This is a genomic window from Stenotrophomonas sp. Steno-C18, assembly GCF_056393195.1.
This window is the reverse complement of record NZ_JBWJOX010000004.1, coordinates 99,515-111,727: the sequence shown is the minus strand read 5'-3', so window position 1 is coordinate 111,727 and position 12,213 is coordinate 99,515. Positions and strand designations below refer to the sequence as shown.

14 protein-coding genes are annotated in these 12,213 nt (G+C 68.2%); 9 read left to right on the top strand and 5 right to left on the bottom strand.

The features are described 5' to 3' along the window. Positions 1–20: 20 nt before the first annotated feature. The 6 genes from AC06FE_RS09870 to AC06FE_RS09845 all read left to right on the top strand — a co-directional run bounded on the left by AC06FE_RS09870 (position 21) and on the right by AC06FE_RS09845 (position 2,428). Positions 21–311 carry a DUF2695 domain-containing protein gene (locus tag AC06FE_RS09870; protein WP_132864578.1) on the top strand — a complete coding sequence of 97 codons (291 nt, stop codon included), beginning with the start codon at positions 21–23 and terminating at the stop codon, positions 309–311. Next, entirely contained in the window at positions 308–640 is a 333-nt protein-coding gene (locus AC06FE_RS09865) for a hypothetical protein (protein ID WP_478072947.1), read from the top strand. The genes AC06FE_RS09870 and AC06FE_RS09865 overlap by 4 nt, the downstream gene beginning before the upstream one ends. Positions 641–685: 45 nt before the next feature. Next, on the top strand, positions 686–1,039 hold the full coding sequence (locus tag AC06FE_RS09860) for a VOC family protein (RefSeq protein ID WP_478072946.1): 354 nt from the start codon (positions 686–688) through the stop codon (positions 1,037–1,039). 83 nt (positions 1,040–1,122) lie between these two features. Then, complete coding sequence (locus AC06FE_RS09855; RefSeq protein WP_478072945.1) at positions 1,123–1,572, top strand: iron chaperone; 450 nt, start codon at positions 1,123–1,125, stop codon at positions 1,570–1,572. A 92-nt stretch (positions 1,573–1,664) separates the two neighbouring features. Further along, entirely contained in the window at positions 1,665–2,129 is a 465-nt protein-coding gene (locus tag AC06FE_RS09850) for a hypothetical protein (protein ID WP_478072944.1), read from the top strand. Positions 2,130–2,146: 17 nt separating this feature from the next. Beyond that, entirely contained in the window at positions 2,147–2,428 is a 282-nt protein-coding gene (locus tag AC06FE_RS09845) for a hypothetical protein (protein WP_192286366.1), read from the top strand. 77 nt (positions 2,429–2,505) lie between these two features. Here AC06FE_RS09845 and AC06FE_RS09840 read toward each other — a convergent pair whose 3' ends face one another. Then, positions 2,506–4,338, bottom strand: coding sequence for an ABC transporter ATP-binding protein (locus tag AC06FE_RS09840; RefSeq protein WP_132864583.1), 1,833 nt, complete (start codon positions 4,336–4,338; stop codon positions 2,506–2,508). A gap of 207 nt (positions 4,339–4,545) precedes the next feature. Next, entirely contained in the window at positions 4,546–6,126 is a 1,581-nt protein-coding gene (locus tag AC06FE_RS09835; protein WP_478072943.1) for a serine hydrolase, read from the bottom strand. A gap of 107 nt (positions 6,127–6,233) precedes the next feature. On the opposite strand from AC06FE_RS09835, the gene AC06FE_RS09830 reads away from it, so the two are divergent. The 3 genes from AC06FE_RS09830 to AC06FE_RS09820 all read left to right on the top strand — a co-directional run bounded on the left by AC06FE_RS09830 (position 6,234) and on the right by AC06FE_RS09820 (position 8,583). Beyond that, positions 6,234–6,659: a VOC family protein gene (locus AC06FE_RS09830; RefSeq protein ID WP_446541218.1), complete on the top strand. Its 426-nt coding sequence runs from the start codon at positions 6,234–6,236 to the stop codon at positions 6,657–6,659. A gap of 138 nt (positions 6,660–6,797) precedes the next feature. Next, a complete protein-coding gene (locus AC06FE_RS09825) occupies positions 6,798–7,628 on the top strand; it encodes a DUF72 domain-containing protein (protein ID WP_478072942.1) in 831 nt (276 codons plus the stop codon). Positions 7,629–7,674: 46 nt separating this feature from the next. Beyond that, on the top strand, positions 7,675–8,583 hold the full coding sequence (locus tag AC06FE_RS09820) for a DMT family transporter (RefSeq protein WP_478073082.1): 909 nt from the start codon (positions 7,675–7,677) through the stop codon (positions 8,581–8,583). Between the two features lie 6 nt (positions 8,584–8,589). Here the strand turns inward: AC06FE_RS09820 and AC06FE_RS09815 are convergent, their stop codons facing one another. From AC06FE_RS09815 to AC06FE_RS09805, 3 genes are all read right to left on the bottom strand, one after another. After that, a complete protein-coding gene (locus tag AC06FE_RS09815; RefSeq protein ID WP_313255423.1) occupies positions 8,590–9,654 on the bottom strand; it encodes a GGDEF domain-containing protein in 1,065 nt (354 codons plus the stop codon). A gap of 87 nt (positions 9,655–9,741) precedes the next feature. Beyond that, positions 9,742–10,464 (bottom strand): pseudouridine synthase, encoded by a 723-nt coding sequence (locus tag AC06FE_RS09810; protein ID WP_132864589.1) that lies wholly within the window; start codon positions 10,462–10,464, stop codon positions 9,742–9,744. Between the two features lie 42 nt (positions 10,465–10,506). Next, the gene (locus AC06FE_RS09805; protein WP_478072941.1) at positions 10,507–12,183 is read right to left on the bottom strand and encodes a sensor domain-containing diguanylate cyclase; all 1,677 of its coding nucleotides are present in this window, start codon (positions 12,181–12,183) and stop codon (positions 10,507–10,509) included. Positions 12,184–12,213: the final 30 nt, after the last annotated feature.

The window sequence follows — 12,213 nt, the reverse complement described above, 5'->3', positions numbered from 1 at the left end:
CACGCAGACAGGCGCATCGCATGCCTTCCAACGCCGAACTCGAACGTCGCAAAGCCCTGCTGCGCGGGCTCGCCGAGCAGCATCACGCCCAGGCCATCGCGGCGCTGCCGCTGCCGCGGGAAGCATTGACGGCCCTGTTCGATCACCTTGACCAGGCACTGGAGGCCGGCTGCGACCATTCGCTGCGGTTCACCCGCCAGTTCCTGCAACAGCAGGCGCTCGATGAAGCCACGGTGGTGCCGTGGCTGCAGGCCAACGGCGGCTACTGTGACTGCGAGGTGCTGGCCAACGTCGAGGACGCCTGGCAATGATGTTCCTGATCGGCCAGGGCGAGCGCGTGGTCGCGCTGGGCGAACCCGAACAACGTCACTGCCCGAAATGCGGCCAGCTCACCGCATTCCAGAAGCAGCTGCGCTACAAGTACGGCAGCTTCGACATGCTGTTCGGCTTCGCCTACGACAAGCGTTACCAACTGGCCTGCCTGCAGTGCAACCATGGCTGGATCCTGGATACGCGCACCACCGAACGCGAGCTCGGCCGCGTGCCGATCCCGTTCCACCTGCGCTATGGCCTGTGCGTGCTGGCGGTGCTGGCCGCCCTGCTGGGCGCGTCGGCCATGGCCGTGAACGGCCTGCTCTGAACCCGGCGCTACAGTGGGCAACCCGTCGCTGCCGGATGCCCCGCCATGCCCCTGAAACAGCTGATCCCGATGCAGCCGGTGACACACCTGCCGGCCAGCATCGCCTTCTACCGCAAGCTCGGCTTCGAGGTCGAGGACCACAATGACGCCTGGGGTTGGGCGATGCTGCGCTGCGGCCCCTGCCAGGTCATGCTCGATCAGTCCATCAATCCACCGCCCGGCAGTGCGCGCAGCGCCGTGCTCTATCTCTATCCCGATGACCTGCGTGCCTTCCATGCGCAAGCGCGCCAGAACGGCCTGGAGGTACCACCGCTGGAAACCACGTTCTATGGGATGAGCGAATTCCGGCTGCAGGACCCGGACGGCAATCGGCTCTGGATCGGCCAACCCGGTGACTGAGCGACGCCGGCCCGGCCACGATGGACGACGCCAACCGGCCGAATCCGCGCTATAAAGCGCGTGTTTCCCCAGGAGCCACTGTCATGAGCAAGTCCGGATTCAGCGCCGAAGAACGTGCCGCCATGAAGGAGCGCGCCCGCGAACTGGCGGCCGAGGCCAAGGCCGGTCGCAGGAAAGCCGAGGGCGAGGCCGAGGTGTTGGCCCGCATTGCCGAGATGCCAGCGGCCGAGCGCGACATGGCCGGACGGCTGCACGGGATCATCACCACCACCGCGCCGGCATTGTCACCCAAGACCTGGTATGGGATGCCGGCCTATGCCAATGCCGACGGCAAGGTGGTGGTGTTCTTCCAGGGCGCGAGCAAGTTCGGCGCGCGCTATTCCACGCTGGGGTTCAACGACAGTGCCGCACTCGACGACGGCGACATGTGGCCCACCTCGTTCGCGCTCACCGCGCTCACCCCTGCAGTGGAAAAGAAGGTCACCACGCTGGTGAAGAAGGCCGCACGCGCCGCCGGCACCACCAGCCGATAGCCATGCGCGGGGGTGGGCAGCTATCGTGTCCTGCCACGCACCGACCGAAACGCATGCCTTTCTGGACCTGGTTATTCCCCCGTACGCCTGCCGTGTTCCCCAGCCCGCTGCCGCGCGCGCAGGCCGTGCAGAACCTGCGCGCGGCCACCGCACGCGGCAACATCACCGCAACCGGCACCATCGTCGGTTCGGTGGAGGCCGCACGGGTGAACCTGTATCACCGCAGCGCGTTGCGCAACTCGTTCAAGCCGCATTTCCGTGGCCACTTCGTGGACACCGCGCAGGGCTGCGCGCTGCACGGCCGCTTCGCGCCGCCCGCGCTCGTGCATGCCTTCATGGTGTTCTGGCTGGGCTTCTGCGTGCTGGGGACGACGATCAGCGTCGTGCAGCTTGGCAGGATGGACCCGATGCTGATCCCGGCCGCCCTGCCCGGCGTGTTGATGGCCGCCTTCGGCATTGGCCTGGTGCGGCTTGGGCAACACCTGTCCGCCAACGACCCTGCCATCCTGTCGCGCGTGATCCGTCAGGCGTTGCAGTCACACCACACTGAGCCATGAGATCGCGCCAGGCCCGCATGCCCGACCACGACCCGATCGTTGAACTGCACAGACTGCAGACCGAGACGATGCAGCAACTTGAACGCATCGCCGAGGACATCAAGGCCGGCCGTGTTCCGGCAGAGGAAGGCGGGCAACGCGCCCGCGCCCTGGTGGCCGCCAGCGACGCACGCCGCAGCGCATTGTTTGCCGCCGGCGCTGCGGCGGCGGACCGGCGTACACGCCGTGCCTGGCTGATGGCGCTGGCGGTCGTGGTGGCTGCCGCTGTCGCCGTGCTTGGGCGGGTGCTGCTCGGCTAGCCCGGCCCGTCTCTGCCCTCAGCCCAACCCCTCTCCCGCAGCGCGGGAGAGGGGTTGGGCTGAGGGCCGTTCCGGGCTCAGGCATCGGCCGCCACGAACCCACCGGTCTGACGCGCCCACAAGCGCGCGTACAGGCCACCGGCGGCGACCAGCTCGGCATGGGTGCCGGTCTCCACGATCCTGCCCTGGTCCATCACCACCAGCCGGTCCATCCGCGCGATGGTCGACAACCGGTGCGCGATCGCGATCACCGTCTTGTTGCCCATCAGTTCGTCCAGGCTGTCCTGGATCGCCGCTTCCACTTCCGAATCCAATGCCGAGGTCGCCTCATCCAGGATCAGGATCGGCGCATCCTTCAGCAGCACCCGCGCGATGGCGATGCGCTGACGCTGGCCACCGGAGAGCTTCACGCCGCGCTCGCCGACATGCGCGTCGTAACCCTGCCGGCCCTGCCCGTCCACCAGCGCGTCGATGAAGCCTTCCGCACGCGCCTTGGCCACGGCCGCGCGCACCTGGTCTTCGGTCGCATCCGGGCGCCCGTACAGCAGGTTGTCGCGGATCGAACGGTGCAGCAGCGAGGTGTCCTGGGTCACCACGCCGATCTGCGCGCGCAGGCTGTCCTGGGTGACGCGGGCGATGTCCTGCCCGTCGATCAGGATGCGTCCGCTCTCCAGGTCGTACAGGCGCAGCAGCACGTTCACCAGGGTGGACTTGCCGGCACCGGATGGGCCGACCAGGCCGATCTTCTCGCCCGGCTTCACCGACAGGTTCAGCCCGGCCATCACGCCGCCGCGCTTGCCGTAGTGGAAGTGCACGTCCTTGAAGTCCACCGCGCCGGCGCGCACCTGCAGTGGCACGGCGTCGGCCTGGTCCTGCACGGCGATTGGCTGGGCGATGGTTTCCATGCCGTCCTGCACCGTGCCGATGTCCTCGAAGATGCCGTTCACCGTCCACATGATCCAGCCGGACATGTTGTGGATGCGGATCACCAGGCCGGTGGCCAGGGTGATCGCGCCAACGCTGATCAGGCGATCGTTCCACAACCACAGCGCCAGCCCGCAGGTACCGACGATCAGGAAGCCGTTGAGGATGGCGATCACCAGTTCCAGCCCGGTGGTGATGCGGGTCTGCGCGCGGTGCTTCTCGGCCAGCTCCTGGATCGACTCGGCCACGTAGGCCTGCTCGTGCCCGCTGTGCGCGAACAACTTGAGCGTGGAGATGTTGGTGTAGCCGTCGACGATGCGGCCCATGGCCCGTGACCGTGCATCCGAGGCGATCCATGCCCGCTGCTTCATGCGCGGCACGAAGTACACGCCGATGGCCACGTACGCCACCAGCCACACGGCCAGCGGCACCATCAAGCGCCAGTCCACCTGCGCGAACAGGTACAGCGCGGTGCCGGTGTAGACCACGATGTACCAGAGCGAATCCACCATCTGCACGGCGGATTCGCGCAGCGAGGTGCCAGTCTGCATCACCCGGTTGGCGACGCTGCCGGCGAAGTCGTTCTGGAAGAAGGTCAGGCTCTGCCGCACCACGTAGTTGTGCATCAGCCAGCGCGAGCGGTTGCTCAACCCCGGCACGATGGCCTGGTTGACCAGCAGGTTGTGCAGGGCCACCAGCACCGGGCGCGCCAGCAGCGTGATGCCGGCCATCCACAGCAGCTCCGTTGCGTGCCGCCGGAAGAACCCCGGGCCCGCGTTGTCCGAGAGCATGTCCACGATGCGCCCGAGGAAGTCGAACATCGCCACTTCCACCAGCGCCAGCAGCAGGCCGGCCACCAGCGTGGCCAGCAGCACCGGCCACACCGGGCGCAGGTAATGCAGGTAGAAACGCACCACGCCGCGCGGTGGCATGCGGGCATCCACCGGCGGGAATACGGGAATCAACGACTCGAACCAGCGCAACATCGCCACGGCCTGCAAAAACAGAACAGGCCGCGATTGTCCCATCGCGGCCTGTGTTGTGTCTGTCTACGGCATGCGCTTGCCCGCCAGCGGGAGCGGTCCCGGCCGCGACGCCGTTGCCCTCCCCATCCACGATCCTCCGAAGCGCCGCGGGCAATGCCACGGCGGGAACGCCATCCCCGCCGTGGCCGCGGGATCGTTGCGCGCTGCTTACTCTGCCTTAGGCTTGAGCAGCAGGTCCTGGAAATCGAAGCTGAAGTCGGTCAGCGACGACACCGCTTCCATCCGTACCTCGCGCACCTTGCCGTCCGGGGTCAGGCTGAAGTTGACGAAGGCATCGGCGTTGAGCGAGCGGTTGTCCCAGCGCACGATGAAGGTGTCGTGCTGCCAGTGCTCCATCGTGCCGACCAGATCGGCGGTGGCACCGAAGCGCAGGCGCAGCTTGCCGCCCTTCTGCTCGATGACCACATCGCCATACCACGCATCGCGGTATGTGCCGGCATAACCACTCAGCGGCAGCGAGGGCGTGCTCCTGGCGTCACGCGCAGCCACGTGCCGTGCCCAGCCTTCGTCCGCGTTGTCCTGCGCCTTGGCGACGCTGGCCGCATACGCCGCCACCCAGTCATGCGGCGGGGCCCCGAGCATCGCGTCGAGCACGCTCATGGTGATGGCGTTGAAGGCCGCACCCGATTCCTGGTTGGTCAGCACCACCACGCCCAGGCCCTGGCCGGGCACCAGCGTCAGCCGCGACACCTGCCCCGGCCAGCCGCCGGTGTGCCACACCAGCTTCTGCCCGCGGTAGTCACTCAGGCTCCAGCCTTCACCGTAACCGGCGAAGTTCGGGCGCGCGGCTTCCAGCTCCGGCACCGATGGCTTGGGCACCACCTGCGGGATCTGCATCTGCCACATCTGCTGCTGGGTCTTTTCACTGAACAGCGGCGTGCCATCGGCCAGCTTGCCCTCGGCCAACTGCACGTTCATCCACCTGGCCAGGTCGTGCACGCTGGAGTAGATGCCACCGGCGCCGGCGTTGTTGGACCAGGTCAGCGGCGCCACCGGGCGCAGGTCGGTGAAGTCGAACTTGGCGTGGCCGACGGCGGCCTTGTCGCCGGGCTTGAGATGGTCGGCGTTGTAGCGGGTGCCGGCCATGCCGACCTTGTCGAAGATGCGCTGCTGCAGGAACGCGGCGAACGGCTGCCCGGACACCTTCTCGATCACCTGCTGGGCAACCGCGTACAGGATGTTGTCGTAGGCGTAACGGTCGCGGAAACCGTTCTTCAACGGCACCTGGCCCAGTCGCGCCACCACCTCGGCGTTGCTGTAGGTGGTGGTCGGCCAGAACAGCAGGTCGCCGGCGCCCAGGCTCAGCCCGCTGCGGTGCGAGAGCAGGTCGCGGATGCGCATCTCGCCGGTGACGTAGGGATCGGACATGCGGAACGACGGCAGGTGGTCGATCACCCGGTCATCCATCTTCAGCTTGCCTTCCTCGGCCAGCAGGTTCAGCGAGGTAGCGGTGAATGCCTTGGTGTTGGAGGCGATGGCGAACAGCGTGTCGGACTGCACCGGCTCGGGCTTGCCCAACTCGCGCAGGCCCCAGCCGCGCTCCAGCACCACCTTGCCGTCCTTGACCACCGCCACCGCCACGCCCGGCACGTCGAACTGCTGGCGCACGCGCTCCACCGTGGCATCGAGTTGCTGCAGCTCCGCCGGCACCGCCGCCTCCTGTGCATCGGCCACCTGGGCCACCACGCTCATCGCGAGCACCAGCCCGCCCCCAAACCATTTATTCAAAGCGCTCTCCCTCTGGATCGATGCCGGCCCATGGCCGGGCCGGCCTTCTCGCGATGGTAACGCGAGCGCGCCCACGCTCGCCTTTCCGCTCCTGCCCTGAGGCCGCCATGGACCTCGCCGCCACGACCACCGCCACCATCATTCCCTGCCTGCGCTACCGCGATGCCCCGGCCGCCATCGACTGGCTGTGCGACGCCTTCGGCTTCCAGCGCCACGCGGTCTACCAGGAGGGCAACGTCGTGCTGCATGCCCAACTGGTATTCGGCAACGGCATGGTGATGCTCGGCTCGGTGCAGCCCAGCGAATGGGGCAGCAACATGATCCAGCCCGACGAAGTCGGTGGCATGGAAACCCAGAGCGCCTGCGTGATCGTCAGCGACGCCGACGCCCACTACGCCCAGGCCAAGGCAGCCGGCGCGGAGATCGTCATCGACATCGCCGACCAGCACTATGGCGGCCGCGGCTACGCCTGCCGTGACCCGGAAGGCCACCTGTGGTGGTTCGGCAGCTACGACCCCTGGAAAGCCGCGTAGGCGCGGCCTTGGCCGCCGAGCCGTTGAATCCCCGGACCAGGACCTTCCCGATGTCGCGGTCCAGGCCGCTCCCACCGGTTGGCTTGCAGGTACATTGACGGCTTCGCGGCCACGGCCGCTCCTGCCCCGGGGTGTGACTTGAACGACTTGTTTGCCGGTACGGCCAATACCCCCGGGGTCCATATCGGCATCGGCGGCTGGACCTATGTGCCGTGGCGCGGCGGCACCTTCTATCCGATCGGGCTGGTGCAGCGCCGTGAGTTGGAGTTCGCCAGCCGCCAGCTGACCAGCATCGAGATCAACGGCACCTACTACGGCACCCAGAAGCCAGCCATCTACGCCGGCTGGCGCGATGCCACGCCGGAAGGTTTCGTGTTCTCGGCCAAGGCGCCCAAGCGCATCGTCAGCGCCCGCAAGCTGGCCGGGACCGGCGCGCAGATCAATGACTTCATCGATGGCATCGGCCACCTCGGTGACCGGCTCGGTCCACTGGTGTGGCAGTTCGATGCCGGTCGCACGCTGGACCCGGACGACTTCGCCGCGTTCCTGCAGCTGCTGCCGCGGCAGGTCAACGGCCGCCGCCAGCGCCACGCGCTGGAAGTGCGCGACCGTGCGTTCTTCGACGAACGGCTGGTTGGCCTGGCCCGCCAGCACGGGCTGGCACTGGTCTACACCGACTCACCGGACTACCCCAACGCGGCCGACCTCGGCGCGGACTTCGTCTATGCCCGGCTCATGCGCAGCCGCGATGCCTGCGACACCGGCTACCCGGCGGCGGAACTGGCGCAATGGGCCGAGCGCGTGATGGCGTGGCGGCGCGGACAGGACCCGCACGACCTGCCCCACCTCGCCGCGCCTGCGGGGCCTGCGCCGGAGGGGCGCGAGGTATACCTGTACTTCATCAGCGCCGCCAAGCACCGCAACCCGGCCGCGGCGCGCCAGCTGCAGCAACGCGTCGACAAAAACTGAAGCGATCGATGCGGCAATGCGTCGGCACATCGGCGACAATTCGCCGATGGCGACGAACGAACACCGCAAGGCCCTGCTGCAAATCCATTTCTGCGTCCTGCTGTGGGGCATTACCGCCATCCTCGGCAAGCTGATCACCCTGCCCGCCCTCCCGCTGGTGTGGTGGCGCATGCTGCTGGTGGTGGCCATGCTGGCCCTGCTGCCGCGCGTATGGCGCGGGCTGTCCACGCTCAGCCCGAAGGTGGCGCTGGGCTACGCCGGCATCGGCGCGCTGGTGGCGCTGCACTGGCTCACGTTCTATGGCTCGGTGAAGCTGGCCAATGCTTCGGTCGCGGCCACCTGCATCGCGCTGGCCCCGGTGTTCACCTCGGTGATCGAGCCGTGGATCGCGCGTCGGCCGTTCCAGATGAAGGAACTGGCGCTGGGCATCGTGGTGCTGCCGGGCGTGGCGCTGGTGGTGGGCGGCGTTCCCGACGGCATGCGCCTGGGCGTGGCGGTCGGCGCGTTGTCGGCCCTGCTGGTGGCGGTGTTCGGCTCGTTCAACAAGCGCATGGTCGGCCACGCCGACCCATTGACCGTCACCGGCCTGGAACTGGGTGCCGGCGTACTCACACTGACCCTGCTGGCCCCGGCCATGCCGGTGCTGCTGCCGGCCCTGGCCAGCGACCTGTGGGTGCTGCCCAACCTGCACGACGGGCTGTTGCTGCTGGCGCTTTCGGGCCTGTGCACGCTGTTGCCGTTCGCCTTGGCGCTGGTCGCCCTGCGCCACCTCAGCGCCTACACGGTGCAGTTGGTGACCAACCTGGAACCGGTCTACGCCATCGTGCTGGCCATGCTGTTCCTGCGCGAACAGCATGAGCTGACCCCGCAGTTCTACCTGGGCGTGGCGATCATCCTCGGCGGCGTGTTCCTGCACCCGCTGCTGAACCGGCTGCGCCCGGCCGCCACCGCGTAGGCGCGGTCAGGTGGCCACGACCACCCGGTCGCGGCCGTCCTGCTTGGCCTGGTAGAGCGCGCTGTCGGCGCGGTGCAGGGTGTCCTGCGGGCTTTCGCCGGCACGATGCGCGGCCAGGCCGATGCTGACCGTGACCGGCAGCCCGATCGGCAGCAGGCCCACCGACTCACGCAGGTACTGGCATTGCAGCTCGGCCTGCTGCAGCGGCGTGTCCGGCATCAGGATCACGAACTCCTCGCCACCGTAACGGGCGGCCATGCCGCGCCCGGCAAACTGCGCGCGCAGCACGCCAGCCATCTCGGTCAGCACCCGGTCGCCCTCGGCGTGGCCGTGGATATCGTTGACCAGCTTGAAATGGTCGATGTCGACGATGGCCACCGCCGGCGGCACCTCGCCGGCACGCTCGATGGCCTCGCTCAATGCGGTGGCCAGTGCACGGCGGTTGGACAGGCCGGTCAGCGGATCGGTGCGGGTCTGCTCGGACAGCTCGCTGTTCACCTGCTCCAGCTGCAGGTAGTACTCGCCCAGGCGGGCCTCGTACCAGTCATGTTCCTGCTGGTGATGTTCCAGCTCGTGGCGCAGCTTGCGCATCTCCATCATCCGCCCGACCTGGCGTGACAGCGCGCGCAGCGCGTCGGCCTGGCGCTGGCCCAGTACGCCGGGCACCGAGTCGAACACGCACAGCGAGCCCAGTGCGTAGCCGTCGCTGCTCAGCAGCGGTGCACCGGCATAGAAGCGGATATGCGGGTCGCCCACCACCGACGGATTGCCACTGAAGCGCGCGTCCAGCCGCGCGTCCTCGACCACGGTCAGCTCCTGCGGGCGCAGGATGGTATGCGCGCAGAAGGCATCCTCGCGCGGGGTCTGCTCGCCTTCGAGCCCCTGCATCGACTTGAACCATTGCCGCTCGCGGTCGATCAGCGTCACCGCCCCGCAGGCGGTGCCGCAGATGGTGCGGGCGATGGTCACCAGGTCTTCGTACTCCTGCTCGCGCGGCGTATCCAGTATCCGGTAGCGCTGCAGGGCAGCCAGGCGCTGGGATTCATTGGCAGGGATCGCAGGCTTGATCATGCGCGGTTCCGTATCGTGCGGTGGTCAAGGTAAGGCTGGGGCAAGTCTAGCGGCGAGGCGGCATCACCGCGTCAAGGCAGTCACACTTCACCACTCCCGCTGTTGCGGCAGCAGGCCACGCAGCTCCTGTTCGGTGAGGTTGCGCCACTGGCCGGGCTTGAGTGCGCCGATCTTGATGTTGTCGATGCGCACGCGGCGCAACTGGGTGACGCGGTAGCCGAACTCGGCCGCCATCAGGCGGATCTGCCGGTTCAGGCCCTGCTCCAGGATGATGCGGAAGCCGAACTTGGCGATGCGCGAGGTACGGCACGGCAGCGTCATCTGGTTGTGGATGCGCACGCCGCGGGCCATGCCGCGCAGGAACTCGTCGGTGACCGGCTTGTTCACCGCCACCAGGTACTCCTTCTGGTGGCCGTTCTCGGCGCGCAGGATCTGGTTGACGATGTCGCCGTTGCTGGTCATCAGGATCAGCCCTTCGGATTCCTTGTCCAGGCGGCCGATCGGGAAGATGCGCTGCTCATGGCCGACGAAGTCGACGATGTTGCCCTTCACCGCGCTTTCGGTGGTGCAGGTCACGCCCACCGGCTTGTTCAGCGCGATGTAGACATGCTTGCGCCCGGTGCTTTTCTGCACGGTGCGTGCGCGCAGCGGCTGGCCGTCGACGCGGACTTCGTCCCCCTCGCCCACCTCGGCGCCAGTGCCGGCGACGATGCCGTTGACGGTGACGCGGCGGGCGCTGATCAGGCGGTCGGCCTCGCGGCGGGAACAGAAGCCGGTTTCGGCAATGTGCTTGTTGAGTCGGTTGGTCATCGGCGGATTATCCGCCATCGCCCCGTCCCGGGACAGCGCGGCTCAGGCGATCTGCTGCTCGTCGCGCGCATCCACCACCTGGTTGCGCCCGCCCCGCTTGGCCCGGTACATCGCGTTGTCGGCACGGCGCAGCAGCGCCGCCATGTCCTGGTCGTCGGGCTCCAGCTCGGCCAGGCCGATGCTGGCGGTGACCGACAGCCCCGCGTGCTGCAGCGCCTGGCTGTTCTGGGTCACCCGTTCGCGCAGCTGCTCCAGCCGTGGCAGCGCATGGTCGGCGCTGTTGCCGGGCAGCAGGATCAGGAATTCCTCACCGCCCATGCGGATCACGTCGTTGCGGCTGCGCACGCCGGCCTCCAGCGTGCGGGCGACCGACACCAGCACCTCGTCGCCGACATCGTGGCCGTAGCGGTCGTTGATCTGCTTGAACAGGTCGATGTCCAGGAAGCCGATCGACAGCGGCTGCTGGCTGGCCTTGGCATCGCGCAGGTAGCGCTCCAGCTGGCGCAGGCCGGCACGCCGGTTGGGCAGCCCGGTCAGCGTGTCGGTGTCGGCCAGCTGGCGCATCTCGTCACGCTGCTGGCGCAGCTGGCCCAGGCCGCGGTTGAGCGAATAGGCCGACATCATCAGGAACCAGGTAACGGCCACCTGGATCACCTCCACCCGGTACTCCACCAGCAGGCGGCTGCCGAGCAGGTCGGCCAGGTTCATCAGCAGCAGCGGCACCACCGCGACGATGCCGTCCACCGCGGTGTAGCGCCCGGTCCGCACCGATACCGCCGCCAGCAGCAGGATCACCAGGCAGATCACCGTGAACAGGTCATCCAGCGCCGCCGCCGTCCAGCCCAGCACCTGCCAGGACATCAACGGGGTCGCCAGCGCCACCACCAGCAGGGCCAGCATCATCCCCAGCACCCAGCGCCGCGATGCCGGCAGCAGGCGACGACCGCCACTCATCCGCCACAGCACCCAGCCCATCACCGCATAGCTGAGTGCGCTGACCGCCACCATCCACACCGGCGCTGCGCGGCCCAGCGGCAACCACGGCTCGGGATAGCCGCTGAGCCCGCTGAGGATCGCCTGCCAGGTCACCAGCAGCGCGCAGACCAGCACGTACATCAGGAAGTTGCGGCTACGCGTGGTGAAGAACCCCATCAGCGCGGACAGCGCCAGGGCCAGGGCCACCGCCAGGCAGGCGGTGCGCACCAACAGGCGCGCGGTGTCGATCTGCTGCACCGGGCTGGGCGCGCCCAGCCGCACGGTGGGAATCCAGCGCGACTTGAGCGGGGTTTCCCAGGCGACCAGGATCGGGTCGGTGTCGCCCTTGCGCGGCACCACCACCATGCCGATGCCGGCACGGAATCGGGAATCACGGGTGCGCGCGTCCTGCATGTGGCCGCATACCTCGCGGTCGCCATGGCTGATCATCACTTCGCCGCCGTAGATGTTGAACACATCCACCGCCTGGGGGGCACCGGACCACCCGCCCGCCGGCGCGTCGATCTCCACCGGCTCCTGCAGGCGCGCCATGATCTCCGGCGTGCAGGCGCGCACCGGCGCCTGCTGGTCGGTGGCCGCCCCTACCTGCAGCAGGTCGCGGCCCACCTGGGGCGTCTGGGCCGGGGACAGCGCCGGCAGCCACAGGACAAGCAGCACGAACAGCCAACGCACTGTCCAGCCCCACCTGTTGTGCCCCGCAACCGCGCCCCCGTCCTCCGCCATGACCATCCTTTCGCGTTCCCCGACGCGCTT